The organism is Collinsella sp. TF05-9AC (genome assembly GCF_003438495.1).
In the GTDB taxonomy this organism is placed as follows: domain Bacteria; phylum Actinomycetota; class Coriobacteriia; order Coriobacteriales; family Coriobacteriaceae; genus Collinsella.
Genome location: NZ_QSSH01000005.1, coordinates 68851 through 95572 on the forward strand (window position 1 = coordinate 68851; position 26722 = coordinate 95572).

The window sequence follows — 26722 nt, forward strand, 5'->3', positions numbered from 1 at the left end:
TTGGCATGTTCGGTCCCCTTTGGGGTACCATGGAAACCGTCTGTATATCGATTCCTTTGGGAGGCTTGTATGAGTCCCATTCAGATTGCCCTGCTGCTGCTCGCCTTTGCCGGCGTGTGGGCCATCGTTGAGCTCGCGCTTACCCTGCGCAAGACCCGCACCGTTGTCGACTCGCTCGATAAGACCGTGAACGACCTCAACAACACCATCGCCGAGGCTCAGCCTGTGGTGGCAAAGCTCGATGGCGCTGTCGATGAGCTTACGCCGGCGCTTGCCCAGATGGAGCCGCTGCTTAAGTCGAGCAAGACGGCAGTTGATGCCCTTACCTCCAATCTCGTAGAGGTCGAAGCCGTGGTTCGCGACATTTCCGAGGTTACGGGCAGCATGGCCGAGGCCAGCAATGCTGTGTCGAGCGTGACTGACTCTGCCGCTGGTGCTGTGCAGAAGCTCTTCAATAAGGTGAAGGCTCCTGCAGCCGATGCCGATCGCAAGCTCGCCGCTGCCGCTGCGGAGGCCGAGCAGCCTACCGAGCGCGTCCTAATTGGCGAGGACGAGGCCGCCGATGGCGCGGATGTGGCTCAGAATTCTGTAGCCAAGCCGGCTCAGTATTACACCTATACGCCCGCCGAGACCTCTGAGGAGTCCTGCGATGAGTAGCGAAGCAACCTGCCCTATCACGCTGACCGTTGCCGGTGACCCGCGTCTCGCTCGCCTTGTGCGCATGACGGCAGCCAACGTTGGTGCCCTGTGCTCTATGTCTGTCGATCGCATCGAGGACATCCGCATGGCTGCCGAGGAGGCTTTCATCTTTGGTTGCACCGCGGTCGACTGCGACGACATCACCATCAAATTCGATGTCGATGAGACCCACGTTGGCATGACTATTACCTTTGGTGACCAGGCTACGGTCGATGAAGACGACCAGGCTGCGGTGTATGCCGAGCTCATCCTCGCGAGCGTGTGCGATTCCTACGAAAAGACTGCGGCGCCCCTGACGCTTTCCCTCGACCTCAAGGCGGATATCTAATATGACCGAACGTTCCCGGAGCGGTAAGACCGCTTGGGACAAGGAGAAAACCCGCGAGCTGTTTCGTCGCTACAAGGAGACCGGTGATCCGGACGCCCGTGAGCAGCTCGTCATGTCCCATATGAACCTGGTAAGGTTTCTTGCCAACAAATTTAAGAATCGCGGCGAGCCGCTCGACGACCTCATGCAGGTCGGCTATTTGGGCTTGCTCAAGGCTATCGACCGTTTTGATCCCGAGCGCGGACTCGAGTTCACGACGTTTGCGACACCCACTATCCTGGGCGAGATCAAACGCCATTTCCGCGACAAGGGCTGGAGCGTGCGCGTACCGCGTCGTCTGCAGGAGCTCTCGGCCAAGGTCAACCAGGCTACTGACAAACTTACCAACGAGCTGCAGCGTTCGCCCAAGGTTGAGGAGATCGCTGAGTATCTAGATGTGACTGTCGATGAGGTTCTCGAGGCTATGGAATCGTCTTCGGCTTATACCTCGGTGCCCATCGAGGCTCCTGGTGCGTCCGATTCCGACGATGCCCCCTCGATTCTCGACCGTTACGCCGACGACGACAACGAGCTCGACTTTACTGATGACCGCTTAGTGATCGAGGAAGCCATCCGTGATTTCTCGCCGCGCGAGCGCGAGGTGATCGAGCTGCGCTTTGTGAAGGGCATGACCCAGATCGAGATCGCCAAGAAGCTGGGTATTTCTCAGGTGCAGGTTTCGCGTCTGCTGCGCCGCACGCTTAAGAAGATTCAGGACAAGATCGACCCCGACGGAGTGATGATTCGTTCATGAGTGAGCACCCCCAACAAACCGATCGCGTGCTGCGCGACACCCGCATTCTGACGCTTCGCATTTGGGCTGTTGTCGGCTGCATTGTCATCGCCGCTGTCATCTTTAACCTTATGGGCATCTTGGCGCCGGTTATCGAGTTTCTCGCTGTTGGTTCCATCATTGCCTTTGTGATGTCCCCGATCACCAACTTGCTCGAGCACCATGGCGTGAATCGCGGCATTGGTTCGCTTATCGCGCTTATTGTTGTTGTTGCCGTGCTCGTCGGTGTCGTTTGCATCTTGTCGCCGATTCTCTTTGGTCAGATCATGGAAGTCCTGAGCCGCCTACCCGAGCAGCTTCGTGTTGCGGGTGGCGACCTCAACGAGATGATCTCGCATGCCAAGACGCTCAACAACACGCCGCTCAAGGAGTATTTGGACGACAACCTGTCGTCGCTGGTTGCCGTGGCATCGAAGTATGTGTCTCAGATTGCTGCCGAGCTTGGCCGCGGCGTGTTCCCGCTCATCACCAATACGGCCTCGCAGTTGTTCGTGATCTTCCTTGGTCTGGTGCTTGCATACTGGATGGCCTGCGACTACCCTCGCATGCACCGCGAGATTTGCACCATCATCGGTCAGGAGAAGGAGACCTCGTACCGCTTTATGGTCGCCATCCTTTCTCGCTCTGTCGGCGGCTACATGCGCGGTATGGTCGTGACGTCCATCTGCGGTGGTTTCCTCGCCTTTATCGGTTTTATGATCATCGGCCATCCGTATGCGGCGCTCATGGCTATCTTTACCGGCATCATGCATTTGGTTCCGGTCGTCGGCCCTTGGGTGAGCGCAGCAATCGCCACAGTGCTCGGTTTCATGTTCAGCCCCATGTTGGCGTTATGGACGCTCGTCGTGACGATGGTCGCGCAAAACGTCACCGATAACGTGATTTCGCCTAAGGTTATGCAGAGCTCTGTACAGGTGCATCCTATCATGAGCCTCACGGCGCTCGTTATTGGCTCGGCACTCATGGGCCCCATCGGCATGATTATTGCCATCCCGCTTTGTGCGGCCCTCAAGGGTATCTTCGTGTACTACTTCGAGAATGAGACCGGCCGCCAGCTTGTGGCCTATGACGGCGCCGTGTTTAAGGGCACACCGTACCGCGATGCCGATGGCAACCCGGTCGCCGCCTACGACGCGCTCGGCGACGACACCTTCATCTATGAGTCCGAGCTCATCGGCAACGAGACCGCGCCCGAGGCCAAGGCCATGCCCAAGCCCGAGCTCGATAACCACTGGATCAAGCTCTCGGGTCTGCAACCCGATGCCACGGGCTTCTTCAAGAACCCCTTTGCCAAGGACGATGACTCCAACTCGGACGACGATACCAAAACCGGCATCGACGGCTCCATGGACGATTCGGATTCTAAATAGGTTCTATTAACGTTTCTTGAAGTTGTAAATGACAAGAAACGCGACCAAAGCGATTGATAAGGGGCCGGCTACATAGAAAAAGAGAACGTCAATTGCGCGTAGAGTGTAATAAGCCTTATCGCCGGACATTACTGTATACAATACGTATCCAAATGATGGTTGGTTTGCGTACCAGCATGAGAAGGCTAAGAGCGCTAAAAGTGCTACAACCAGAAGTGCATTCAGGACAAATCGTTTGCTTTTCATCGATCGCTCCTTCCGGGTGAATCTTATATGCAATTATACAGCAGTCCTTTTTCAAAGGATCGCGCAGTACTAAATAACGTGCACTTTCGCTGGAGGGTCGCTGTTTGGCGACCCTCTTTTTTGCACTTGCGCGGCGGGATGGTAATATCGTTACGTTTGAACTGTTTCGATGTGAAACCGAGGAGATTCCCTCTATGAGTGCTGACTACCCGTCAATGACTACGGCCGAGATCCGCTCCAAGTTCCTCAACTTCTTTGAGGAGCGCGGTCTTAAGCTCTATCCTTCTTCGTCCCTCGTCCCCGACGATCCTTCACTGCTGCTTGCCAACGCCGGCATGAACCAGTTTAAGGAGTACTACCAGGGCAAGAAGACCATGAAGGAGATTGGCGCGATCTCCTGCCAGAAGTGCGTCCGCACCAACGACATCGACTGCATCGGCGAGGACGGCCGTCACCTGTCGTTCTTCGAGATGCTCGGCGATTTCTCTTTTGGCGGCGTCTCCAAGGAGCAGGCTTGCGCCTGGGCCTTTGAGCTCATCACCAAGGAGTTCAAGCTGCCGCTCGACCGCCTGTACTTCACCGTCTTTACCGAGGACGACGAGACCCACGACGTGTGGCGCTCCCTGGGCGTTGCCGAGGATCACATTTCGCGTCTGGGCGAGGACGACAACTTCTGGGCCGCTGGCCCCACCGGCCCCTGCGGTCCGTGCTCCGAGATCTACTTTGACATGGGCGAGGAGGTTGGTTGCGGTAGTCCCGACTGCAAGCCCGGCTGCGACTGCGACCGCTTCCTTGAGTTCTGGAACCTCGTGTTTACCCAGTACGATCGCCAGGAGGACGGCTCCATGCCGGAGCTGCCGCACCGCAACCTCGATACGGGCATGGGTCTGGAGCGCATGGCCGCTATCATGCAGCACAAGACCGCTAACTACGACGGCGATTTAATGCAGCACCTCATCAAACTCGGTGAGGAAATCAGCGGCAAGACCTATGACGCCGACGATTACTCCGGCGTCAGCCGCTCCCTGCGCATCATCGCCGACCACTCCCGCGCCGTTGACTTTATGATCTCGGACGGCATCCTGCCCGGTAACGAGGGTCGCGAGTACGTCCTTCGCCGCCTGCTCCGTCGTGCCGTGTTCCACGGCCGCCTGCTGGGCATCGAGGGCGCTTTCCTGACCAAGTTTATCGACGAAGTCAACGCTCAGATGGGCGAGGCCTATCCCGAGCTGCTCAAGAACGTCGCGCTCGTCAAGGGCATCGTCGCCTCCGAGGAGGAGCGTTTCTCCACGACGCTCGACAACGGCCGCGTTTACCTGGATGAGGCCCTGGCCGCGCTCGCCGAGGGCGCTGTGCTTCCGGGCGACGTTGCCTTTAAGCTACACGACACCTTTGGTTTCCCCATCGACCTGACCGTCGAGATCGCCGGCGCTGCCGGCCACGACGTCGACATGGACGGCTTTACCGCCTGCATGGAGGACCAGAAGGCCCGCGCCCGTGCCAACGCCAAGGGCGATGCCTGGGGTAGCTTCAACGACGTGTGGGTCGAGCTTTCCGACAAGGTTGCCGCGACCGAGTTCGACGGCTATGACAACGACGTCATCGAGGGCGCCAAGGTTGTTGCCATCGTGCGCAACGGCGAGTCCGTTGAGTCCGCTGCCGCCGGCGAGGACGTCGAGGTCGTGCTCGACCGCACCCCGTTCTATGCCGAGATGGGTGGCCAGCAGGGTGACGCCGGTGAGCTTTCCGCCGAGGGCGTTGCGCTGACTGTTGCCGACACCAAGAACCACAACGGCCTGTATGCCCTTGTCGCGCACGTTGCCGAGGGCACGTTGACCGTCGGTGCTACCGTGACTGCCGCGCTCGACGCCGAGCGCCGTGGTTTCCTGCGCCGCAACCACACCGCCACCCACCTGCTCGACGCCGCGCTTAAGCAGGTCCTGGGTGAGCACGTCTCCCAGGCCGGCTCGCTGGTGACGCCCGAGCACCTGCGCTTTGACTTCACGCACTTCGAGGCCCTGTCTTCCGAGCAGCTCAAGGCTGTCGAGGACCTGGTCAACCAGCAGATCTTCGCTTCCAAGCCGGTCGTGACCCGTGTTATGGGCATCGACGAGGCCAAGGCCGCCGGTGCTGTCGCACTGTTTGGCGAGAAGTACGGCGACGTCGTCCGCGTCGTCTCCGTGGGCGCCGAGGACCAGCCGTTCTCCCGCGAGCTCTGCGGTGGTACGCATGCCGCCAACACCGCCGAGATCGGTCTGTTCAAGATCATCTCCGAATCCTCCACGGGCTCGAATGTCCGCCGTATCGAGGCCGTGACCTCCAAGGGCGCTCTCGATTACATGGCCGACCGCCTGGCACTCGTTGACGCCGCTGCCGCTGCGCTCAAGTGCCGCGTCGACGAGGTTCCTGCCCGCGTGGAGAACCTGCAGGCCGAGCTGCGCGAGACGTCTAACAAGCTCAAGAAGGCGCTGACCGGTGGCTCCTCCGACGCTATCTCCAGTGCCATCGACGGCGCTGTCGAGCTGAACGGCTACAAGCTCGTCGTCGCTGAGCTCCAGGGCCTTGAGGCTGCCGACCTGCGCAACGTTTGGGACACCGTGCACCAGAAGGTCGCCGGCCCCGTCGCCTGCGTTGTTGCCAGCGTGACCGAGAAGGGCACCCCGGCTCTGCTCGCCGCCGGCTCCGATGACGCCGTGAAGGCCGGTTTCCACGCCGGTAACGTGATCAAGCAGATTGCGGGCCTGGTCGACGGTCGCGGTGGCGGTCGTCCCAACATGGCCCAGGCCGGTGGCAAGAACGCCGCCGGTATCGCCGATGCCCTCGCGGCCGCTAAGACCGCGCTCGGCGCCTAAGAACCTAAGTAGTCGCTGTGGTCGCGCTCGCACTGGACATAGGGGAGACCAGGATTGGCATTGCCGTCTCGAGCCGTGATGGCAAGATGGCAATGCCTGTCAAGGTGCTTCCGGCTGCCGAGGTCACCGGTATGTCAAAGACGTTTCGCTACCTGGTCGAGGACTATGAGCCCGATATCCTGGTAAGCGGACGTCCTTTGACCATGGCCGGTGAACCCGGCCCCCAGGCCGAGCGCGTCGCCGCCGTGGCCCAAAAGATTGCCGACGAGCTCGACCTTCCGCTGGAGTTTGAGGACGAGCGTCTGTCCTCGCAGGAGGCCAAGCGAATCCTGCGAGAGCAGGGGCTCAACGAAAAGCAGATGAGGGGCAAGATCGACATGATCGCCGCCAGCCTGTTCTTGCAGACGTGGCTCGATCGCAAAAACGAGGAGGTTTCGCATGTCTAGCGCTTTCGATCCGCGCCAGCCGAATCGTACACGGCAGCCCGCGCCGCGCCCTGCTCAGGCTGGCCAGCGCCCGGCGCAGCCGATGCAGCGTTCGGCTCAGCCTACTCAGCGTGCTGCTCAAAAGCCCGCCGCTCGTCCCGCGCAGCCCGCTGGCGGCGCTCGTTTTAAGCAACAGGTTCCTGCCCAGCGCACGCAGGGGCAGGCCCCGCAATCACGCTCCCACGCACATCATGCTCATGGCTCGCACGGCGTTGCTCCAGCCACGCGTTCGAGCTATAACACGCACGCCCGCCGTGGTGCCCAAAAGAAAAGCTCCCCGGTGCCTTTGATTGTCGGTGGCGTCGCCGCCGTGCTTGCGCTTGTCGCGATCGTTTTATTTGTCGTGCCGGCCGTCAAGGGCTTCTTTGCCGGCGAGGATGCGAAAGTCGCTGCTGGCCAGCAAGTTACTATCACGATTCCCGATGGTGCTTCGGGCGATACGATCGCTTCGATTCTCTCCGAGAACCATATCGTCGATGATCCCAAGGATTATTACGCGGCGGTCAAAAAGCTTAACGCCGACATGTCGCTTAAGCCTGGTAAGTATTCGTTTACCACGCTTATGGATGCCACGAAGGTCGTTCAGCAGCTCATGGAAGGTCCCAATGCGGGCTCCGATGCGCTGACTATCCCTGAGGGCCTGACGGTTGACCAGGTCGCCGACCGCGTGGCCAAGGCATACGGCAGTATCTCGAAGGAAGACTTCCTCAATCAGGCAAAGGCGTCCAACTATGTGAAGGACTATAGCTTCCTTGAGGGCGCCGCGAACGATTCGCTCGAGGGTTTCCTGTTCCCCAAGACGTATTCGTTGGGCAAGGACCCAAGCGCCGATGATGTGATTCGCGCCATGCTTGACCAGTTCAACGCTGAGTATAAGTCGCTTGACTTTGCCAGCTGCGAGGCCAAGATCAAGGAGCGCTATGGCGTGGAGATGTCCGATTACGACATCGTTAACCTTGCCTCGATTGTCGAGCGCGAGGGTCTCAACGCCGATCAGCGCGCGCATGTGGCATCGGTTTTCTATAACCGTCTGGCGGGCAAGCTCGATGGCCTGCGTTACCTCAATAGCGATGCGACCATGATGTATGTCACCGGCGGCGAGGTTACCGCCGACGACCTGCAGAGCGATAGCCCATATAACACCTATAAGCACGAGGGCCTGCCGCCCACGCCCATCTGCTCTCCGTCGCTCGAGGCGCTCAAGGCTACCCTTGAGCCGACCGACTCCGATGACCTGTATTTCTACATTACACAGGACGAGGAGTATTTCTCGAAGACCTACGAAGAGCACCAACAGTCTTGGAATTGATCATGAGGATTTTTAGCCCCAAACGATATGTTGCCTCGGTCGATCGCATCGACCTCGATACCCTCTGGGCCGACGGCAAGCGCGCCATTCTGCTCGATCGCGACAACACCCTGGTGCCGCGTGATACCGAGCAGGTACCCGCTGCGGTCTCCGCCTGGCTCGAGGCCGCCCATGCCAAGGGCTTTAAGCTGTGCATGGTGTCCAACAACTGGCATCGCGACCAGGTTATGGCATCGGCGCGCGAGCTGGGGCTCGAGGCCATCAGCCACGCTATGAAGCCCGCCCCGTTTGCCCTGAAGGCGGGTCTTAAGCGTCTGGGCGCCACGGCCGACGAGGCCGTGCTGATCGGCGATCAGCTTTACACGGACGTGTGGAGCGGTAACTTTGCCGGCGTTGACACTATTCTGGTCAAGCCGCAGGCAACCCAGGACCTGTGGTACACGCAGATCTTCCGTATCTTTGAGCGCCGGGCCCTGCGCGACCTTCCCTGCGAGGAATAGGTTCCGCCATGTCTCAGCACATCAAACACGGCTGCGACCATATCTTCTTTATCGGCTTTTTGGGCGCGGGCAAGTCGACGCTTGCGCGCAACGTGGGCACTATGTTCAAGCGTCGATTCATCGATACCGATCGTTTGGTTGTGCGTCGATGCGGCAAGTCGGTGACCGAGATATTTAAGACCGAGGGCGAGGATCGTTTTCGCGAACTCGAGACCTCGGCACTCCGTTCGCTTCAAAGTGAGCGCAGCCTGCTGGTATCGTGCGGGGGTGGCATCGTCGAGACGCCGGTGAACATTGAGCTGATGCACGAGATGGGTACATGCGTGTACCTCGAAGGCGACTTTGAGGACTCGTTGCGCCAGATTCGCCGCTCCGATACCCGACCAGATTTCCGCTCACCCGAGCATGCTGCGCGCCTGTTTGAGCATCGCCGTCCGCTGTATCGCCAGGCCGCCGATATTACCCTTGATATCCGCAACAAGTCCTTCGAGGACGTTTCCTACCTTTGTGCCGAGATGCTTTTGGAGCGTGGACTGCTATGATTCGCCGTCAACTTATCAATTTCCAAAACCGCAGTGTCGATGTCCGCGTCGGTCTTGGCGCGTTTGAGGAACTGTCGCGCATGTTTGCCTCGGCTGTGGGCAAGCCTAAGCGCGCGATGGTGGTTTGGAACGACGCCACATCCGAGCGTTTTGGCGAGGTCGTCGAGCATGCGCTGGTCGACGCCGGGTTTGCCGTGTCGCTGCTCGCCCTCGAGGTTTCTCCTGCCGGCGCTACGCTGGCCGATGCCGATACCGTCTTTGGCGCCCTGTCAGCTAACGGCATTACCTGCGACGATCTCGTTGTCGCTGTTGGCGATGCCGCAACCTGTTCGGTTGTTGGCTGGTGCGCCAACCAGTGGTGTGGCCGAACCGAGTGCGCGCTGCTGCCGACGACCTTCGACGCCATGCTCACGGTCGCGACGACCATGAAGCCGCTCGTCGCCTCGTTGGCCAATGCGCTTCCCGCTATCGCGCTCCGTCTCGAACCGGGCTTGGTTGTGTGTGATCTCGACCTTGTTCGCGAGGCGGAACCCGAGGACCTCAAGTTCGGCTATGCGGTACTTGTTGGCACCATGCTTTCGAGCAGCAAGTCCCGCTGGAATCAGTTTACTGAGACCGTCCCCGAGATTCTCGCGGGCGAGGAGGTCGCACTCGTCAATGCCGTTCAATGGTCTCAGACTGCCCGCAAGGACGTGCTGACGGCCACGAACCCGAGCGCTCGCCATGCGCTCGATTTTGGCAAGACGGGGGAGCGCACCCTGCGCGCTTGCTTGGGCGATGCCGCTTCGCAGGTCCCTGCCTACCAGCTGTTGTCCGAGGGCATGCGCTTTGAGGCGCGCCTAGCACACGATGCCTGCGACTTCGATATCGACTATGTGTTTGATCTCGATGACTGCCTGGAGGACTTTGGCATCGAGGAGCTTGCCTTCGACTTGGAGCCTGCCGCATATATCGAGGAGTTCCGCAGACAGCAGTTTGTCCGCTCGAACCGCAGCATGCTGCCGCTGCCCGCGGCGCTCGGCGCCATTCGCCTAACGAGCGTCGAGGACGAGGTTCTTGAGCGCCATGCTCACGCCTACTTGGCTTCTCGTAAAGAACTTCTCTAAGATTTATTGACTTCCATCGTCTTTCGTATCATGTTGAGGGGCGGGTTTTCAATCGGTTGCGGATCGCATGCGATTCCGTCGTTCGGTTGAGACCCGTCCCGTCTATATTGAGACAACAAGAAAGGAATCTGCATGTCTGAGTTTGCTGCCGGTCCTGCCGGTCGTATCGAGCGTGTCCGTGCCCTGATGGTCGAGCGTGGCTACGACGCCATCGTGGTGCGCGACGAGGCCAACCTTCGTTGGCTTACGGGCGTGAAGGGCGTCTTCGACTACACCTTCGAGTTCCCGCACGCTGCGTTTATTACGGCCGACCAGTGCCTGTTCCACACCGACTCGCGCTACCTCAACAGCTTTGAGGAGAACACGCCAGCCGGCAGCCCCTGGGTCTACGACATGGATGAGGGCACCATCCCCGGTTGGGTCGCCGGCAAGATCGCGGCCAACAAATGCCGCGTCTGCGCTGTCGAGGACGATATGCAGATTAATTTCTACCAGGGTATTCAGCGCGGCCTGGAGGACCGTTCCGTCGCCTGTATGCTGCCGCTGATGCACGACGATATCCGCAAGATGCGCGCCATCAAGGACGCCGAGGAGATTGAGCTCATGCGCCATGCGCAGTCGATCACCGATGCCGCCTTCCAGCACATGCTCGGCTTTATTAAGCCCGGTATGACCGAGAAGCAGGTACGCAACGAGCTCGAGAACTTTATGTTCGCCAACGGTGCCGACAGCCTGGCCTTCGGTTCCATCGTCGCGAGCGGCCCCAACACCGCCAACCCGCATGCCGTGCCGAGCGACCGCGTGATCGAGAAGGGCGATTTCGTTCTTATGGATTACGGCGCGGGCTATTGCGATTACCGCTCCGACATGACGCGCACTGTCGTGATGGGCGAGCCCACCCAGGAGCAGCTCGACCTGTACGCACTCGTGCGCCGTACGCACGAGGAGTGCGTCGCCGCCATCCATCCGGGCGTTGAGGGCAACGACATCTTCAAGCTCTCCAAGAAGATCATCGGCGATGCCGGCTATGGCGATTACTATAACCATGGCTTGGGTCACGGCGTGGGCATCGACATCCATGAGCTGCCCAACTTTAACCGCAGCAAGAATATCATCGAGGTCGGCTCGGTTATCACCATGGAGCCCGGCGTCTACCTGCCCGGCGTGGGCGGCGTGCGCCTGGAGGACTACGGCGTGGTCACCGAGAACGGCTATGAGCCCTTCACCAAGACCCCGCACGACCTGCACGTTATCGACTGCTAGTTTACTTCAGTAGATAGTTTGGGGCGGGGCGTCCGGATTGATTCGGACGCCCCGCGTTCTCTTTTTATGCGCTCGCCGCAGGCGCCGTCTGCAAGTGTATAATTTCTGTCGTATGTAATTTGGACGCTTGTGCGTTCTGCCCATAACAAGAAAGGTCGCTATGCCTACCATTTCCACCGCCGACTTCAAGAACGGCCTCGGTCTCCGCATCAAGGACAAGGTCTACACCATCGTCGAGTTCCAGCATGTCAAGCCGGGCAAGGGCGGCGCGTTTGTGCGCTACAAGACCCGCGACATCAAGAGCGGCCGCGTCGTCGAGAACACCTGCAACGCCGGCACCAAGTTCGAGAGCGTCATGCTCACCACCCGTGAGTTCCAGTACCTCTACAACGATGGCACCGACTACATCTTCATGGACAACGAGTCCTATGAGCAGGTTCCCGTTCCCGAGGACATGGTGGGCGAGAACTCCAAGTGGCTGCGCGAGAACGACATCTGCCAGCTGCTCTTCGCCGACGATGAGCTCATGGGCGTGACCCCGCCGATGTTCATCGAGACCACCATCGTCCAGACCGACCCGGGCTTTAAGGGCGACACCGTCCAGGGTTCCACCAAGCCGGCCACGATCGACACCGGCGCTGTCATCCAGGTCCCCATGTACCTCAACGAGGGCGAGGTCATCAAGGTTGACACCCGCGACGGCAAGTTCGTCTCCCGCGTCTAGCAACCAACTCTTCTAGGAGGACTCATGCCCCAGGAAATCAAGATTGACGGCATCGGCATTTCGCCCGATGTTCTGACCGCCATCGTCTCGCGCGCCGTGTCCGATGTCGAGGGCATCGCCTCCGTTGGCGTCAAGGACCTTGCCACCAACCTTGTCTCCATGATGCTCTCGTCCAAGGCCCCGGCTTCTGAGCCGGCGGTCGAGGCCGAGGTCGTCGGCGACAAGCTCGCACTCACCGTGCGCGTCGTGGTGTTCTTTGGCTATCCGTTCAAGAAACTCGCCGAGGCCGTTCGCGCTGCCGTGGTCGCCGCCATCGATGCCCAGGTTGGCGTTGAGGTCGAGCGCGTTGACGTTTGCATCGACGGCCTCGTTTTCCCCAAGGAGTAACCTTTGAGCCTTAAGGTTTATCGCGGGCGTACGCTTGCCCGCAGTCAGGCGCTGCAGCTGCTGTTCCAGGCCGAGGCCACGGACAGCCCGCTCGAGCGCGTCCTCGAGGGTGATTTCCTGATCTCGAAGGGTCCCCTCGATCCCTATGCGCTGGAGCTGTGCCGAGGTGCCTACGAGCATATCGACCGCATCGACTGTGCTCTGCGCTCCGTTGCCAAGAACTGGGATCTTATGCGCATGCCCGGCGCCGACCGCAACCTGCTGCGTATCGCCGTTTACGAGATGCGTTTCCTCACCGACGAGGAGGTCTCGGACGCCATCGTGATCAACGAGGCCGTTGAGCTTGCCAAGGCCTATGGCACCGACCAGTCCGCGTCGTTCGTCAACGGCGTGCTGGGTAAGATCGCTCGCAGCGAGGAGCTGCCGGGCGAGGACCTATACCAGGAGCTGCTGGCCGAGGATCGCGCTCGCGAGGAGGCACGGGCTGCCGAGGCTGCCGCAAAGGTTGCGGTTGCTCAGGCCGAGGCCGGCGTTCTCGACGAGGACGCTGAGGTCGCCGAGGCCGAGACCGGTACCGTCGAGGAGTAGCCATGCCAGAGGGTTCCGTCCGCAACTTCGACGAGATTTCGGACCGCTTGGACCAGATCATCGCCACCGTTCGCTCTAAGGATACGTCCTTGGAGCGTTCGCTCGATCTGTTTGACGAGGCGATTGAGCTGGGCTCCCGTGCGGTCGACATGGTCGATAAGTTTGAGCTGACGCCGCGTGAGGCCGACAAGCTCGAGCAGGAATACGATGAGGATGCGGCAAACGAATCCCAGGATAGCTAGGCCGCATCTCCGGATACGAATGGTTGATGGCATTCATGAAACGCGTGCGTCTTGATGACGAACTGATTTCACAGGGCATCTGCGCCGATCGCGCGGATGCCCTTCGCACTCTTATGGCTGGCTTGGTCTCGAGTGGCGGCGAGCGCTTGACTTCGCCGGGCCTTAAGGTGACCCCGGGCCTGCCGTTGCACGTGAAGGGGCGCATTCCCTATGTTGGCCGCGGCGGTCTTAAGCTCGAAGGCGCGCTTGATACGTTTGGTATCAATCCGACGGGCCTTGCCTGTCTGGATGTGGGCTGCTCTACCGGCGGCTTTACCGATTGCCTGCTCAAGCGCGGAGCTGCGACCGTTGTCTCGGTGGACGTTGGTCGCGCCCAGTTCGATTGGTCGTTACGTCAGGACGATCGCGTGACGCTGCATGAGCGCACAAACGTGACGCAGCTGCCTGAGCTTGGCTATGCCGGCGCCATCGACCTGGCTGTGTGTGATGTCTCGTTTACCAGCATCGCGAACATTATCGATGCGGTGCTGGCGTGCCTGGCGCCTACGGGTGCATTCTGCACGCTTGTAAAGCCGCAGTTTGAGGCTCCGGCGGCGCTGGTGGGTGAGGGCGGCATTGTGACCGATCCCGCCGTGCGCCGCGATACACTCGTTGCGGCAGTTGAACTCTTTGCTGCCAAGGGGCTGTTCCCGGTCGATGTGTGCGTGTCGCCCATTCATGGTGCCAAGGGAAACGTTGAGTTTTTCCTGTACGGCACGAGATTTGACCCCGGCGACCGCACGCAAGACGAGCTGCAATTCCAGGTATCGGTTTTGAGCGAGAAAGCTGCAACGCTATGAAGGTCTTTCTGGTTCCCAATTACTATAAGCAAGAGGCGGTTGAGAGCGGCCTGATGCTCGAGCTTTGGCTGACGCGCCAGGGCTATGAGGTCGCATGGGCTGCCGACCAGCGATCGAAGATTCAAAGCACGCCTGATATTGACGGCTCCGATCTGGTCATTACGCTCGGCGGCGACGGTACGTTGCTGCGCGCTGCCCGCATCCTCAACCATCGCGAGATTCCTATCCTCGGTCTTTCCTATGGTCACCTGGGCTTTTTAACTGCTGCGAGCCCCGAGGAGCGCGACATTCTGCAGGTCGTGAGCGACGCCCTTTCCGGCGAGCTGCACGTGAGCCGTCGCGCCACCATCGCCGCGGATATCGTGTCCGTGCGCGACGATGGCACGAAGGATGTCGTGCGCACGTTCGCCCTCAACGACATGGCGCTCACGCGCGGCCCCCTGTCCGATATGGTTGAGTTCGACATCACGGTGTCGGGCCACCATATCGATCGACTGCGTGGCGACGGCGTGGTCGTGTCCACGGCGACTGGTTCTACGGGGTACGCGCTCAGTGCAGGTGGCCCCATTGTGAGCCCCGACTATACGGGTATGGTCTGCGTACCCATTGCGCCGCACACCATTCAGGCCCGTGCCTTCTTGACTTCGCCGAGTGATGTCGTCGAAATCTTTATGTCCGATGATCGCCCGAGCGTTCCGGCGATCGCTATCGATGGACAGTTTATTACCTGCGACGGCACGGTCGAGAGCGTGGCCGTGCGCCGAGGCCCCGGCGATGTGCTGCTGCTCGACTACGGCCCCGAGAGTTTTTACAACTCGGTGAGCCGCGTATTCTACGGAGTGCGTCATGATCGATGAGATGCAGGTTTCTAACATTGCACTCATTCGCGAGGCGACGCTGGTGCCGAGTGCCGGCCTGACTGTCCTGACCGGCGAGACCGGCGCCGGCAAGACCGCGCTGCTCTCGGCCCTCAAGCTTATTTTGGGTGAGCGCGCGGATTCGTCGACGGTGCGCGAGGGCGAGGCGCTGGCGAGCGTCGAGGCGCGGCTGTTTGACGGCCCGCACGACACGGAAGGCTTCACGGTCCAGCGCAGCCTTTCTGCCGAGGGCCGCAGCCGCGTGAAGATTGACGGCCGCATCGCCAGTGTGCGCGAGCTTTCGGAGCGCGTCGGTGTGATGATGGATCTGTGCGGCCAGCACGAGCACCAGCGCTTGCTCGATCCGGCGCATCACGTTGCGATGGTCGATGCATGGGCAGGGCGCCCGGCACTCGAGGCGCTGGATGCGTACCGCGCCTGCTTTAAAGCCTCGCGCGCTGCCGCCAAGGAGGTTCGACGTGTCGAAGAGGCCTCGCGTGCGCAGGGGAGCCGCGTCGAGGAGGCGCGCTTTGCCCTCGAGCGCATCGGCGAGGTCGACCCCAAGCCGGGTGAGTATGAGGAACTCGAGAAGCTGCTGCCGCGCTCCGAACATGCCGAGGTACTGGTTGCCACGGCTAACGATGCCCATGCATCGCTTGCCGCCGAAGGGGGAGCGCTCGATGCCGTGAACAGCGCCGTGGCAGAGCTTTCCCGAATGGCTACCGTCGATCGCAAACTCGGCGACATTGCCGATGCACTATCGGATGCCTGTATCTCCCTTGAGGATTGCGCGAACGAGCTTCGTGCCTATCGCGATGGCATCGCCTTCGACCCGCGCGAGCTCGCTCGCATGCGTGAGCGGTATTCCGACCTCAAGGGTCTGTTGCGTCAGTGGGGTCCCACTATGGACGATGTTTTTGCCATGCGCGATCGCTCGCAAGAGCTGTTGTCGCTGGTAGACGATGGTGATGAGCAGATCAAGAAGGCGCGTGAAGCGCTTGGCGCAGCAGAGCATGAACTGTTCGCCGCCGCCAAGGCGCTTAAGCGTGCACGCAATACGGCGGCTCCGCGCTTCTGCCACGAGGTGGGCCGCCAGATGGCTCGCCTGGAGATGGGCAGCGCCGAGCTCGTCTGGGAGTCGCGTGATCTTCCCCGTGCTGAGTGGACGCCCGTTGGTCCTTCGAGCTACGAGCTGCTATACCGCAGCGGTGCCGGTTTGACGCCGCGCCCCCTGCGTCGAATTGCGTCGGGCGGCGAGCTCAGCCGCGTCATGCTGGCAAGTAAGGTTGTCCTCGGTAACGCGGACGGTGTCGATACGCTGGTGTTTGACGAGGTCGATGCTGGTGTCGGTGGCTCCACGGCGCGTGCGCTCGCGGGCGTGCTGGCAGATCTCGCCGCTACGCATCAGGTGATTGTCGTAACCCACTTGGCGCAGGTCGCCGTCATGGCTGACAAGCATTATGTCGTCAGCAAGGAACCGGGCGATGTTCCCCAGACGCATTTGGACGAGGTAACCGGCGAAGCGCGTACTGCCGAGATCGCCCGCATGTTGAGCGGCGATCAGTCCGAGGCAAGCTTGGCCCACGCAAAGCAGATGCTCGAAGAAGCTCGAGGTTAGGTCGTATCAGCGGTGTTGGTGGGACAAAATAGACTGAAATTTTTGTCCCACTACGCGTTTTACTCCACAACCTTATCCGGCTGGATGAGCTCCTCGTAGTAGCTGATATGCTCACGCGCGTCTTTAATCTCGGGCAGCAGGAAGTTGTAGATGACTTCGATGATCATCGTGGCGCTGATCTTGGAGAACGCGAAGTCACCCGTTGTCAGCAACGCTTCGTGATTGACGGTATTAAAGGTGTAGTCGGCGAGGCGCGCAAGTGGGGATTTGCTGTCACTGCTGATGACGACTACGGTTGCGCCGCAGTTGCGAGCCGCTTTTGCCATGCGATTCAGTCGGCGCGATTTGCCAGAGTTTGAGATTAGCACGATGACGTCACCCGGGCGTAACGTGAGCGCAAAGCCGATTGATGTCTCGCTAATGGTGCTCGCCATGCAGCGCAGGCCCAGCTGCGAAAACTTAAACGTCGCATCGAGCGCGACCGCGTTCGTATTGCCCACAGCTGCAAACTCAATAACCCCTGCATGCTTAAGGGCATGCACAACAGCCGCCAGCGTATCGTGGTCGATCCCGTCGATGGTCGCATTAAGCTCGCTCACCTTGGCAGCCAGGATATTCTTGAGACTCTGCTCCATATTGTCGAGCGAGACCTCGTCAGTCAGGCCCTCGTTACGCTGGCTTTCCAAATCCCTCGCCAACGAAAACTGAAAGCTGCGGAAGCTACCAAAGCCAAGCTTGCGGCAGAAGCGCGAAACGGTCGCCTCGGACGTGGCGGCGGCGCGCGAGAGCTGAGCGGCCGTGAGGCGTGGCGCCTCGGACTGGTGCTCCAATATATAGTCGACAATGCGCTGCTCGGACTCGCTGTATCCCTGATGGGTGCTAATGAGGGAAAGTGCGCTCTTGCTACTATCGGTCATGGATGGCTCCTGGTTGGCATGAAAATCTAGCTTGATTTGCAATGCCATAGTATACGGGCATTTTCAATTACAAGATACACCTTGCCGTTTCAAGTGTTGATGGTAAACTTTCACCTACCGTTTACGGTTATGAAAGAACCTTTCACCGGAGAATTGCGCCTTGTCTCTTCTCACGCGGACGGTAGGTTGGTATCTTTCAGTTGTGGAAAAGCGCGCAAGGACGCGCGTGTAGGGGAGCGCCTGCGGGCGCAAAACTTAAAAAGGAGGGACACATGGCTAAGTTTGACATCATCGCCGCCACCGGTTGCCCGACCGGCATTGCGCACACCTTCATGGCGAAGGAGGCGCTGGAGAAGGCAGCTGCCGAGCGAGGTCTGACTATTAAGGTCGAGACCCATGGCCAGGTCGGTGTCGAGAACGAACTCACCAAGAGCGAGATCGCTGGTGCCAAGGCCGTCGTCGTCGCGGCCGATAAGGATGTCCAGGCGGAGCGTTTCGCCGGCAAGCGCATGGTTTCCGTTGGTGTTTCCAAAGCCCTGTCCGTCGAGGCCGCCGGTAAGCTGATTGACCGCGCGCTCGCCGCCAAGGGCGACGACACGGTTGCGGCTGCTGCCGATGTCGAGGATGAGGTCGAGGAGAAGGAGTCCATCGGCCACATCATCTACAAGCACCTCATGAACGGCGTCAGCCACATGCTGGTCTTCGTCGTCGCTGGTGGTGTCCTGACCGCCGTCTCGTTCCTGTGGGGCATCACGTCCTTCGATTCGACGGCGTCTGACTACAACAGCTTTGCCGCTATGCTCAAGATCATCGGCGGCATCGCCATGAACCTCATGGTTCCCGTGCTTTCCGCCTACATCGCCGAGTCCATCGGCAAGCGCCCGGCGCTCGTCCCCGGTTTTGTTGCCGGTATGATCGCCATCCAGGGCCTGCCCGTTAACGCCGAGACCGGCATGATCGACGCCGGCGGCGCCGGCGTGGGCTTCGGCTTCCTGGGCGGCATCGTCGGCGGTTTCCTCGCTGGCTATGTCATCTTGCTGCTCGAGAAGGTCTTCTCCAAGCTGCCCAAGAATCTGGACGGCCTCAAGGCTATCTTCCTGTACCCGCTGTTCTCGACTGCCATCGTCGGCCTGGTCATGCTCGGCATCTCCGGCCCCATGGCTGCCATCAACACCGCCATGATGGACTTCCTCAAGGGTCTGTCTGCCTCTGGCGCCATTGTCCTGGGCCTTGCCATCGGCTGCATGTGCGCCGTTGACATGGGCGGCCCGGTCAACAAGGCTGCTTACGTCACCGGTACCGCTATGCTCACCGAGGCCCTGGCCGCCGGTGTCGGCACCGACACCTACAACTTCGGCACCAACTTCATGGCTGCCGTCTCCGCAGCTTGCATCGTTCCGCCGCTGATCACCACCTTCGCCGTCGTTGTCGGCAAGAAGTACTTCAGCCAGGAGGATCACGACGCCGGTATCGTCAACCTCATCCTTGGTTGCACCCACATCACCGAGGGCGCCATTCCGTTCATGACCAAGAACATCTGGCCCGTCATGCCCATCATGATGCTCGGTTCCTCTATCGCCTCGATCCTGACCATTATGTTCAACGTTCACGATCCGGCGCCTCATGGTGGCTTCCTGGTCCTGCCCGTTGTCGAGAATGGTCCGCTGTGGGTCCTCGCGATCCTCATCGGCGCTGTGGTCGGTGGCATCCTGTTCGTGGCCTTCAAGAAGTACGACTTCGAGAAGAACCAGAAGGCAGCTCCCGCCGCCGCTGCTCAGCCGGTCGAGGCCCCCAAGGCCGCTGCCGTCGAGGCCCCCAAGGCCGAGGCTGCTGACTTCGTGAAGGTCGAGAACGTCTTTGTCGCCGAGGACTTCGCTTCTCGTGACGAGGCTCTGAGCTTCGTTTCCAACCAGGCTGTCAAGGCCGGTATCGCCAGCGACGCCGACGCCGTGATGAACGCCTTCCTGGCCCGCGAGGCCGAGGGCACCACGGGCATGATGGAGGGCTTCGCCATCCCGCATGCCAAGTCCGACGCCATTACCGAGGCTGCCGTCATCGTCGTCAAGGACGAGTCCGGCGTGACCGGTTGGGACACCATGGACGGCGCTCCCGTCAACGTTGCCATCGCCCTGCTCATCCCGGGCGCTCAGGCTGGAACCACGCACCTCAAGATCCTGTCCAAGGTCGCCGAGGCGCTTATGGACGAGGACTTCCGTGCCACCGTCAAGGGTTCCACCGACGCCGCCGAGATCGCCAAGACGATCAACGCCCGCCTGGTCTAATTCCACGGTACGCGAATAACATCGCCCCCTGTAATAAAGGCGAGGACTCCACCCGGAGCCCCCGCCTTTTTTCATTCCCTTCTGTAACTTGCGGTGAAATAGGGACTGTTTAACCGTTTCAACCCCAAATCCAGTCCCTATTTCACCGCAACTTACAGAGATGGGCATAGACGGTCCTGCTTGCCGAGTCTTTAGTGCGGACAGACTATCAGCCAGAATTCCGTTTGGTCGATATTACTCTGGACCGACTGAGTTTCCCCAGCTTGCTCGCCCACGGAGGCCCGGACGCGGCCTGTGAGATTTATCGCGAGTTCCGCACGAGCCGAAGAGCACTTAATGTGCTCTTCGTGCGAGCAGGACTGTAGAGCAGGAAATCTCACAGGCCGCGCACGGGCCCCTGCGGGCGAGCAAGCGGACGACAAACACATCTGTCCAACAATTCGTGCGAAACACAATGAAAAACCGTTTGATGTGAGTTAATATAAACAACGTCGTGAATCTGACTCCTGCCACATGCATGACAGGGGTTAAACACAAAAAAGGAGTCAACTATGGTTTCTGAGAAGGCTACCCTCGTTAATCCTCAGGGTCTGCACATGCGTCCGGCTGGTCTGTTCGCCTCCACCATGGGCAAGTATGCCTGTGACGTGACGGTCGTCACCCCCGAGAAGGAGGTCAACGGCAAGTCCCCGATGGCCCTCATGGCTGCTGGTATCCCCTGCGGTACCGAGGTCGAGGTCAAGTGCGACGGCGCTGACGAGGCCGAGGCTCTGGCTGCTGCCATCGAGCTCATCAAGAGCGGTCTTGGCGAGTAGAACTCAAACGGGTCGCATGTTGAACAACTAAGTTCATATTTGGGGGCGCAGTGACCTGTTGTAAGGTAGCTGCGCTCTTTTGTCATGGATATGGCAAAACGCTTTATCACATGACACGGAGAGAGGAATGGGAATGTATCAGGGAGTCAACGCTTCCGAGGGCATCGGTATCGGCACCGTCATGGTCGCCGTCGATCCCGACTTGACGTTTGAGCCGCACGAGGTTGCTGATTCGGCAGCAGAGAAGGAGCGCTATCAGTCCGCTCTTTCGGTCTTCTGCGAGAAGACCCAGGCTCAGGCCGACCACATGAAGGAGACGGTGGGCGAGGCCGAGGCCGAGATCATGAGCGGACATATTGTCCTGGCTCAGGATCCGGGTATGACCGACGCCATCAACGCCGCCATTGACGGTGGTACCTGCGCCGAGCAGGCGCTCATGGACACCTCGACCATGTTCGAGAACATGTTCCTGTCCATGGACGACGAGATGTTCCGTCTGCGCGCGGCCGACATCGCCGACATCCGCACCGGTATTCTGGCCGAGCTGCTGGGCAAGGAGGTCGTCGACCTCTCCGTCCTGCCCGAGAACACTGTCGTTGTCGTGCACGACCTCACGCCGTCCATGACCGCCACGATCGATAAGGCCCACGTTGCCGGTATCGTCACCGAGACCGGTGGCCGCACGTCGCACTCCGCGATTATTGCGCGCGCCCTTGAGATCCCGGCTGTCCTTTCGGTTTCCAATAGCTGCACCGCGCTGCGCAACGGTATGACCGTTGTCGTCGACGGTGGCAAGGGTATCGTCGAGGCCGATCCCGACGAGGAGACGCTCGCCGCCTACACCGCCAAGGCCGAGGCCTTCGCTGCCGAGAAGGCAGCCCTCGAGGCCTTCCGTGGCAAGCCGTCCGTGACTGCCGATGGCATCAAGAAGATCATCGCCTGCAACATCGGTAACCCTGATGACGTGCCCAACGCGCTCGATCACGATGCCGAGGCCATCGGTCTGTTCCGCTCCGAGTTCCTGTTCATGGACTCTGCCGAGCTTCCTTCCGAGGAGGAGCAGTTCAACGCCTACCGTAAGGTCGCCAGCGCGCTCAAAGGCGCTCCGGTCATCATCCGCACGCTCGATGTGGGTGGCGACAAGGAGATTCCGTATCTGCACATGGTCAAGGAAGATAACCCCTTCATGGGCTTCCGCGCCGTGCGTTACTGCCTGGCCAATCCCGACCAGTACAAGGTCCAGCTCCGCGCTCTGCTGCGCGCTAGCGCCTTCGGTGACGTAAAGATCATGATCCCGCTCGTCACTTGCGTCGAGGAGGTCTTGGCTGTCAAGGAGCTTGTCGAGCAGTGCAAGGCCGAGCTGACTGAAGAGGGTCGCAAGTTCAACGAGAACATCGAGGTCGGCATCATGGTTGAGACGCCTGCCGCTTCGCTGCTCGCAGACCGTCTTGCCGAGGTCGCCGACTTCTTCTCCATCGGCACCAACGACCTGATCGGCTACACCATGTGCGCCGACCGTGGCAACGACACCATCTCCAACCTGTACCAGGTTTACTATCCCGCCGTGCTCCGCTCGCTCAAGAACATCATCGAGAGCGGCGTGAAGGCCGGCATCATGGTCGGTATGTGCGGCGAGGCCGCTGCCGATCCGCTGCTCGAGCCGCTGCTGATCAGCTGGGGCCTGGAGGAGTTCTCGATGAGTGCTCCGTCGATCCTGCGCGCCCGTAAGACCATCAGCCAGTGGACCAAGGCCGAGTGCGACGAGCTCGCCGAGAAGGCGCTCGCCTGCAACACCGCCGCCGAGGTCAAGGCACTGCTCGAGTCCGCAGCTCGCTAATTTGGTATCAGAGGTAACCGCGTGGTTGGAATGGGCCGGCCACGCGGCCCTCACATATACAGGGGGTACTGTAAATGTTCTACACGCTAACCGCTAACCCGGCTGTCGACATGACGGTTTCGAGCTCTCCGCTCGAGCCCGACGAGAACGTCCGCACCGGTTCGGCCAGCTACACGGCTAACGGCAAGGGCCTCGACGTGTCCTTCGCCTTTAAGAAGATGGGCGTCGACACCGTCGCGCTCGGCTTCTTCGCCGGCTTCACGGGCAAGTTCATCGTCGAGGAGGTCATGAACCTGGGTTGCCTCTGCCGCCCGGTCTGGACCGACGGTATCACGCGCATTAACACCTACGTCAACGATGGCCAGCACGAGTACGGCATCCTGAACCCTGGTGCTCCGATCACGCCGCAGCACCAGGAGGAGCTCTATAACATCCTGGACACCGCGGGCGATCTCGAGTGCCTGATCGTTTCCGGCTCCGTGCCTCCCAAAGCTACGCCCGACTTCCTGGCTCAGGTCATGGAGCACGCTCAGGCTCGTGGCGCCGACGTCGTCCTGGACCTGTCCTCCGACAAGCTCAAGGAGCTCGCTCACAAGAAGCCGCTGCTCATCAAGCCGAACCATCACGAGATGAAGGCCATCTTCGGCGTGCCGGTCGACACCGACGACGAGGTTCGCGTTGCTATGAAGATGGCTCACGACGCTGGCGTTCAGAACGTGCTGCTCACCCGTGGTAGCCGCGGCGACGCTTACTTCTCCAACGGCGAGGACATCTGGTACGCCAAGCGTGAGTTCAACATCAAGCTGGTTTCTTCCGTCTGCGCTGGCGACTGCACCCTCGCTGCGTTCCTGCACAAGTGGTACAGGGATCGCGACAACGTCGAGGAGGCCATGAAGCTCGCTATGGCCACCGGCGCCAACGTTGCCGAGTCCGTCGGCATCGGCGACTTCGGTCACGTCGACGAGTACAGCAAGCGCGTTGCTGTCCGCAAGCTCGATCGTCAGTAATCGAAACGCGACATATTCTTGCGCATGCGGCGCCCCGGTTTCGGCTGGGGCGCCTTTTTGTTCCGCCAGGGGGGGGTGTCCTGCCGTACTTCATCGCTTCCACACCGTTCACCGAGTTGTCCTAGCCTTTTGTCGATGCGTGGAATATACTTTCATTAATACGTTGCTTCGTGAAAGGAACATTCATGATTTACACGCTCACTGCAAATCCCGCCATTGACTACAACATCGCCTGCGACGGTCTTGACGCCAACACCGTCACGCGTACCCGCAACGCCGTCTACACGCCCAACGGCAAGGGCCTCAACGTCTCGTTTACGCTTGACCACTACGGTGTCGACACCACGATCCTGGGTTTCTTCGCCGGCTTCTCGGGTGAGTTCATCGTTAAGGGCGCCGAGGCCCTGGGCGTGCCCGTCAAGCCTGTGTGGACCGACGGCATCACGCGCGTCAACGTGTTCCTTAATGCCGGCCCCGACACTGAGTACAACATGGTCAACGCTGGTGCCGCCATCAACGAGGCCAATGAGCAGGAGATGTTTGAGCTCATCGATTCGCTCGATGACATGACCTGCCTGGTTATCAGCGGCTCGCTGCCTCCCAACACTTCCGAGGGCTTCCTGGCCGAGGTCCTGCGCCGCGTCAAGGCCAAGGGGGCCGAGTTCGTCCTCGACATCTCGAGCCATCAGCTGGCAGACCTTATTGCCATGGAGCCGCTGCTGATCAAGCCCAATGACGACGAGCTGCTCGACATCTTTGGCATTAAGGTGAGCGGTGGCGACGACGAGTCCGTCAAGGGCGCGATGGCCGAGCTGCACGCCAAGGGCGCCAAGAATGTACTGCTGACCCTTGGTGGCGATGGCGCGTATTTCTCCAACGGCGAGCACATCTGGTTTGCCAACCGCACCTTTGAGGTCAAGCTGCTGTCGACCGTCTGTGCCGGCGATTCCTCGCTCGCTGCCTTCCTGTCCGTGTGGCACGACGCTCCCGAGCGCGTCGAGGACGCCCTGCGCCTTTCGATGGCCACTGGCGCCAACGTGGTCGAGTGCCCCGGTCTGGGGGATTTTGCCAAGGTGGACGAATATAAGAAGCACATCGAGGTTCGCCAGGTCTGCTAGTTCCGGCACCTTGTCTGAATAGTTTGATTATTTCGCATCCGTCTTAGACTAGGACGGATGCGTTTTTGTTTATCGGACTTGCGTGTGCAGTGGAGGCTGTTTCTTGCTAGACTTCTTGCAGACGCAATCGATAGCCAATTTGATAGTCGCAGGAGGCCATAGGCATGTGCAATGTTTCGCTCAACGGTACTCAACCGTCCGATGCGTCCCTGCGCGTCCTGCGCGCGCTTGAAGCGGCTGGTCTTGAGGCTTGGTACGTGGGCGGTTGGGTGCGCGACGCCCTTATGGGGTACCCCAGCCACGATGTTGATATGTGCTGTAGCGGCCTGTGGCAGGAGTCCAAAGCGGCGCTCGAGGCCGCCGGCATCGCGGTTGTGGAATCGGGCATTAAATTTGGCGGAATCACGGCTATTTCCGATGGCGAGCGTATCGAGGTCACCACGTACCGTTTGGATGGCTTTTACACCGATGGTCGTCATCCCCAGAGTGTGGAGCGTGCCGCCTCGCTCGAGGACGATCTGGCGCGCCGCGACTTTACCGTCAATGCCATGGCCTGGCATCCCGAGCGCGGGCTTGTCGACCGCTACGACGGCCAGGGTGACTTGGAGCGCAAGCTGATTCGCGCTGTCGGCGATCCCAAGCGTCGCTTTAACGAGGACGCCCTGCGCATGCTGCGTGCGGTGCGCTTTGCCTGCCGTCTGGACTTTATGATTGAGCCCGAGACCAAGCGTGCGCTTGCCGAGTGCGCGCCGCTGCTCGATGCCGTGGCGCGTGAGCGTGTGGGTATTGAGCTCGAGGGCATTCTTTCGACCGGTCATGGGGGAGACGCGATGCTCCGCTATCCCGAGCTCATCTGCGCCGCCGTGCCCGAGTTGGCAGCGGGTCGCGGGTTTGATCAGCGCAGTGTCTATCATGCGTTTAACGTCTACGTGCATATCGCCCGTGTGTTGACGGTGGCGGGGGAGCTCGCGCTGTGTGACGGCGTCGCGCCCTCGTCGAGCCTTATGTGGGCGGCGTTTTTGCACGATGTGTCCAAGCCCGAGTGCTTCACGGTCGACCGTGCCGGTAGCGGACACTTCTACGGTCATCCCGAGCTCGGCGCCAAGAAGGCGCGCGTCATTATGGATCGCCTGGCGCTCTCGCACGACTTGGTGCGCGACGTGTGCCTGCTCATCAAATACCATGACAAGCCGCTGCGCCCCGAGCGCTCCTGTCTGCTCAATATGATGCGCGCGCTTTCGGGTGAGGGCGTCGACACGGCCCGCCTGATTGACGAGCTCATGGACCTTAAGCGTGCCGACACACTTGGCAAGGCCCCGTCGTGCTTCTATTACGTTGAGACGATTGAGGAGATGCGCGCGATGGCGCACGAGCTGCTGAGGGCGGGGGAGCCCTATACGCTCAAGATGCTCGCCATCAACGGCGGCGACCTGATCCGTGCTGGAGTCAAGCCCGGGCCGGAACTGGGGCAGCTTCTCAACTCCGCCCTCGACGCCGTGACCGAAGACAACATTCCCAACGATCGCGAAGCTCTTTTGGTCCATCTTAACTTGAATTAGCTACCTAGTTTACCTGCGTGTTCCATAACCTGCCGACAATTTTTTGGCAATTTGGAATTTCTTCTTGCGCTGACGTTTTTTGTCCCGTAATATATTTCCTCGCAGCACGGCAGTGCAGATGTCATGTGGCCCGTTCGTCTAGCGGTTTAGGACGCCGCCCTCTCAAGGCGGAGATCACCAGTTCGAATCTGGTACGGGCTACCACTTCTTTTCTGCTGAGGCTTATGGCCCGTTCGTCTAGCGGTTTAGGACGCCGCCCTCTCAAGGCGGAGATCACCAGTTCGAATCTGGTACGGGCTACCACGCATCTGATACCCGGACTTCCTATGGAAGGCCGGGTTTTTTATTTCAAGACTTTAGTCTGCTGGCCGCGCAGCGGCCAGCTTTAAACCACCCGCTA

General features: G+C 60.2%; 25 protein-coding genes and 2 tRNA genes. 26 read left to right on the top strand and 1 reads right to left on the bottom strand.

Annotated elements, in window-relative coordinates; all coding sequences use genetic code 11:
• Positions 1-69: 69 nt before the first annotated feature.
• The 18 genes from DXC52_RS02685 to DXC52_RS02775 all read left to right on the top strand — a co-directional run bounded on the left by DXC52_RS02685 (position 70) and on the right by DXC52_RS02775 (position 16787).
• Positions 70-657, top strand: a complete 588-nt coding sequence (locus DXC52_RS02685; protein ID WP_117746029.1) for a hypothetical protein — start codon at positions 70-72, stop codon at positions 655-657.
• Positions 650-1027 carry an ATP-binding protein gene (locus DXC52_RS02690; protein ID WP_117746030.1) on the top strand — a complete coding sequence of 126 codons (378 nt, stop codon included), beginning with the start codon at positions 650-652 and terminating at the stop codon, positions 1025-1027. The genes DXC52_RS02685 and DXC52_RS02690 overlap by 8 nt, the downstream gene beginning before the upstream one ends.
• A gap of 1 nt (position 1028) precedes the next feature.
• Positions 1029-1820 (top strand): RNA polymerase sigma factor SigF, encoded by a 792-nt coding sequence (locus tag DXC52_RS02695; protein ID WP_022094589.1) that lies wholly within the window; start codon positions 1029-1031, stop codon positions 1818-1820.
• Entirely contained in the window at positions 1817-3229 is a 1413-nt protein-coding gene (locus DXC52_RS02700) for an AI-2E family transporter (RefSeq protein WP_117746031.1), read from the top strand. The genes DXC52_RS02695 and DXC52_RS02700 overlap by 4 nt, the downstream gene beginning before the upstream one ends.
• Positions 3230-3669: 440 nt before the next feature.
• A complete protein-coding gene (gene alaS / locus DXC52_RS02710) occupies positions 3670-6327 on the top strand; it encodes an alanine--tRNA ligase (protein WP_117746033.1) in 2658 nt (885 codons plus the stop codon).
• Positions 6328-6344: 17 nt separating this feature from the next.
• Complete coding sequence (ruvX, locus tag DXC52_RS02715) at positions 6345-6773, top strand: Holliday junction resolvase RuvX (RefSeq protein WP_117746034.1); 429 nt, start codon at positions 6345-6347, stop codon at positions 6771-6773.
• On the top strand, positions 6766-8121 hold the full coding sequence (gene mltG / locus DXC52_RS02720) for an endolytic transglycosylase MltG (RefSeq protein ID WP_233504750.1): 1356 nt from the start codon (positions 6766-6768) through the stop codon (positions 8119-8121). Before ruvX ends, mltG begins: the two co-directional genes overlap by 8 nt.
• A gap of 2 nt (positions 8122-8123) precedes the next feature.
• Positions 8124-8621 carry a YqeG family HAD IIIA-type phosphatase gene (locus DXC52_RS02725; protein WP_117583452.1) on the top strand — a complete coding sequence of 166 codons (498 nt, stop codon included), beginning with the start codon at positions 8124-8126 and terminating at the stop codon, positions 8619-8621.
• 8 nt (positions 8622-8629) lie between these two features.
• Positions 8630-9163 carry a shikimate kinase gene (locus DXC52_RS02730; RefSeq protein ID WP_117746035.1) on the top strand — a complete coding sequence of 178 codons (534 nt, stop codon included), beginning with the start codon at positions 8630-8632 and terminating at the stop codon, positions 9161-9163.
• Positions 9160-10269: a hypothetical protein gene (locus DXC52_RS02735; protein WP_117746036.1), complete on the top strand. Its 1110-nt coding sequence runs from the start codon at positions 9160-9162 to the stop codon at positions 10267-10269. Before DXC52_RS02730 ends, DXC52_RS02735 begins: the two co-directional genes overlap by 4 nt.
• A 132-nt stretch (positions 10270-10401) precedes the next feature.
• Positions 10402-11532, top strand: coding sequence for a Xaa-Pro peptidase family protein (locus DXC52_RS02740; protein WP_055309495.1), 1131 nt, complete (start codon positions 10402-10404; stop codon positions 11530-11532).
• Between the two features lie 160 nt (positions 11533-11692).
• Complete coding sequence (gene efp / locus DXC52_RS02745; protein ID WP_006233983.1) at positions 11693-12256, top strand: elongation factor P; 564 nt, start codon at positions 11693-11695, stop codon at positions 12254-12256.
• 24 nt (positions 12257-12280) lie between these two features.
• Positions 12281-12643 carry an Asp23/Gls24 family envelope stress response protein gene (locus DXC52_RS02750; protein WP_006233982.1) on the top strand — a complete coding sequence of 121 codons (363 nt, stop codon included), beginning with the start codon at positions 12281-12283 and terminating at the stop codon, positions 12641-12643.
• A gap of 3 nt (positions 12644-12646) precedes the next feature.
• Positions 12647-13231 carry a transcription antitermination factor NusB gene (gene nusB / locus DXC52_RS02755; protein ID WP_117746037.1) on the top strand — a complete coding sequence of 195 codons (585 nt, stop codon included), beginning with the start codon at positions 12647-12649 and terminating at the stop codon, positions 13229-13231.
• 2 nt (positions 13232-13233) lie between these two features.
• Entirely contained in the window at positions 13234-13473 is a 240-nt protein-coding gene (locus tag DXC52_RS02760) for an exodeoxyribonuclease VII small subunit (protein ID WP_006233978.1), read from the top strand.
• A gap of 35 nt (positions 13474-13508) precedes the next feature.
• Positions 13509-14312 (top strand): TlyA family RNA methyltransferase, encoded by an 804-nt coding sequence (locus tag DXC52_RS02765; protein ID WP_229028394.1) that lies wholly within the window; start codon positions 13509-13511, stop codon positions 14310-14312.
• On the top strand, positions 14309-15169 hold the full coding sequence (locus DXC52_RS02770) for an NAD(+)/NADH kinase (protein ID WP_117746039.1): 861 nt from the start codon (positions 14309-14311) through the stop codon (positions 15167-15169). The genes DXC52_RS02765 and DXC52_RS02770 overlap by 4 nt, the downstream gene beginning before the upstream one ends.
• The gene (locus DXC52_RS02775) at positions 15159-16787 is read left to right on the top strand and encodes a DNA repair protein RecN (RefSeq protein ID WP_117746040.1); all 1629 of its coding nucleotides are present in this window, start codon (positions 15159-15161) and stop codon (positions 16785-16787) included. Before DXC52_RS02770 ends, DXC52_RS02775 begins: the two co-directional genes overlap by 11 nt.
• Before the next feature lie 59 nt (positions 16788-16846).
• On the opposite strand, the gene DXC52_RS02780 is transcribed toward DXC52_RS02775, so the two are convergent.
• Positions 16847-17704, bottom strand: a complete 858-nt coding sequence (locus DXC52_RS02780; RefSeq protein ID WP_040358138.1) for a MurR/RpiR family transcriptional regulator — start codon at positions 17702-17704, stop codon at positions 16847-16849.
• A 272-nt stretch (positions 17705-17976) separates the two neighbouring features.
• Between DXC52_RS02780 and DXC52_RS02785 the strand changes: the two genes are divergently transcribed.
• The 8 genes from DXC52_RS02785 to DXC52_RS02820 all read left to right on the top strand — a co-directional run bounded on the left by DXC52_RS02785 (position 17977) and on the right by DXC52_RS02820 (position 26625).
• The gene (locus DXC52_RS02785) at positions 17977-19986 is read left to right on the top strand and encodes a fructose-specific PTS transporter subunit EIIC (protein WP_117746041.1); all 2010 of its coding nucleotides are present in this window, start codon (positions 17977-17979) and stop codon (positions 19984-19986) included.
• A gap of 551 nt (positions 19987-20537) precedes the next feature.
• Positions 20538-20801, top strand: coding sequence for an HPr family phosphocarrier protein (locus DXC52_RS02790; protein WP_022094575.1), 264 nt, complete (start codon positions 20538-20540; stop codon positions 20799-20801).
• A gap of 133 nt (positions 20802-20934) precedes the next feature.
• Positions 20935-22638, top strand: coding sequence for a phosphoenolpyruvate--protein phosphotransferase (ptsP, locus tag DXC52_RS02795; RefSeq protein WP_035138206.1), 1704 nt, complete (start codon positions 20935-20937; stop codon positions 22636-22638).
• Positions 22639-22712: 74 nt separating this feature from the next.
• Entirely contained in the window at positions 22713-23645 is a 933-nt protein-coding gene (locus DXC52_RS02800) for a 1-phosphofructokinase family hexose kinase (protein WP_006233969.1), read from the top strand.
• 185 nt (positions 23646-23830) lie between these two features.
• A complete protein-coding gene (locus tag DXC52_RS02805) occupies positions 23831-24763 on the top strand; it encodes a 1-phosphofructokinase family hexose kinase (protein ID WP_117746042.1) in 933 nt (310 codons plus the stop codon).
• A 164-nt stretch (positions 24764-24927) separates the two neighbouring features.
• A complete protein-coding gene (locus tag DXC52_RS02810; protein WP_117746043.1) occupies positions 24928-26322 on the top strand; it encodes a CCA tRNA nucleotidyltransferase in 1395 nt (464 codons plus the stop codon).
• A 127-nt stretch (positions 26323-26449) separates the two neighbouring features.
• Positions 26450-26526: transfer RNA gene (locus DXC52_RS02815), tRNA-Glu, on the top strand.
• Between the two features lie 22 nt (positions 26527-26548).
• Positions 26549-26625, top strand: a tRNA-Glu gene (locus tag DXC52_RS02820).
• Positions 26626-26722: the final 97 nt, after the last annotated feature.

What these genes read in the sequence shown, in the direction of transcription:
- DXC52_RS02695 (WP_022094589.1), top strand. Translation starts at nt 1,029, where the DNA reads ATGACCGAACGTTCCCGGAGCGGTAAGACCGCTTGGGACAAGGAGAAA.
- DXC52_RS02810 (WP_117746043.1), top strand. Translation starts at nt 24,928, where the DNA reads ATGTGCAATGTTTCGCTCAACGGTACTCAACCGTCCGATGCGTCCCTG.
- DXC52_RS02800 (WP_006233969.1), top strand. Translation starts at nt 22,713, where the DNA reads ATGTTCTACACGCTAACCGCTAACCCGGCTGTCGACATGACGGTTTCG.
- DXC52_RS02690 (WP_117746030.1), top strand. Translation starts at nt 650, where the DNA reads ATGAGTAGCGAAGCAACCTGCCCTATCACGCTGACCGTTGCCGGTGAC.
- ptsP (WP_035138206.1), top strand. Translation starts at nt 20,935, where the DNA reads ATGTATCAGGGAGTCAACGCTTCCGAGGGCATCGGTATCGGCACCGTC.
- DXC52_RS02750 (WP_006233982.1), top strand. Translation starts at nt 12,281, where the DNA reads ATGCCCCAGGAAATCAAGATTGACGGCATCGGCATTTCGCCCGATGTT.
- DXC52_RS02730 (WP_117746035.1), top strand. Translation starts at nt 8,630, where the DNA reads ATGTCTCAGCACATCAAACACGGCTGCGACCATATCTTCTTTATCGGC.
- DXC52_RS02785 (WP_117746041.1), top strand. Translation starts at nt 17,977, where the DNA reads ATGGCTAAGTTTGACATCATCGCCGCCACCGGTTGCCCGACCGGCATT.
- mltG (WP_233504750.1), top strand. Translation starts at nt 6,766, where the DNA reads ATGTCTAGCGCTTTCGATCCGCGCCAGCCGAATCGTACACGGCAGCCC.
- DXC52_RS02765 (WP_229028394.1), top strand. Translation starts at nt 13,509, where the DNA reads ATGAAACGCGTGCGTCTTGATGACGAACTGATTTCACAGGGCATCTGC.
- DXC52_RS02770 (WP_117746039.1), top strand. Translation starts at nt 14,309, where the DNA reads ATGAAGGTCTTTCTGGTTCCCAATTACTATAAGCAAGAGGCGGTTGAG.
- DXC52_RS02805 (WP_117746042.1), top strand. Translation starts at nt 23,831, where the DNA reads ATGATTTACACGCTCACTGCAAATCCCGCCATTGACTACAACATCGCC.
- DXC52_RS02700 (WP_117746031.1), top strand. Translation starts at nt 1,817, where the DNA reads ATGAGTGAGCACCCCCAACAAACCGATCGCGTGCTGCGCGACACCCGC.
- efp (WP_006233983.1), top strand. Translation starts at nt 11,693, where the DNA reads ATGCCTACCATTTCCACCGCCGACTTCAAGAACGGCCTCGGTCTCCGC.
- DXC52_RS02775 (WP_117746040.1), top strand. Translation starts at nt 15,159, where the DNA reads ATGATCGATGAGATGCAGGTTTCTAACATTGCACTCATTCGCGAGGCG.
- DXC52_RS02685 (WP_117746029.1), top strand. Translation starts at nt 70, where the DNA reads ATGAGTCCCATTCAGATTGCCCTGCTGCTGCTCGCCTTTGCCGGCGTG.
- DXC52_RS02725 (WP_117583452.1), top strand. Translation starts at nt 8,124, where the DNA reads ATGAGGATTTTTAGCCCCAAACGATATGTTGCCTCGGTCGATCGCATC.
- DXC52_RS02790 (WP_022094575.1), top strand. Translation starts at nt 20,538, where the DNA reads ATGGTTTCTGAGAAGGCTACCCTCGTTAATCCTCAGGGTCTGCACATG.
- DXC52_RS02760 (WP_006233978.1), top strand. Translation starts at nt 13,234, where the DNA reads ATGCCAGAGGGTTCCGTCCGCAACTTCGACGAGATTTCGGACCGCTTG.
- DXC52_RS02740 (WP_055309495.1), top strand. Translation starts at nt 10,402, where the DNA reads ATGTCTGAGTTTGCTGCCGGTCCTGCCGGTCGTATCGAGCGTGTCCGT.
- alaS (WP_117746033.1), top strand. Translation starts at nt 3,670, where the DNA reads ATGAGTGCTGACTACCCGTCAATGACTACGGCCGAGATCCGCTCCAAG.
- DXC52_RS02780 (WP_040358138.1), bottom strand. Translation starts at nt 17,704, where the DNA reads ATGACCGATAGTAGCAAGAGCGCACTTTCCCTCATTAGCACCCATCAG.
- DXC52_RS02735 (WP_117746036.1), top strand. Translation starts at nt 9,160, where the DNA reads ATGATTCGCCGTCAACTTATCAATTTCCAAAACCGCAGTGTCGATGTC.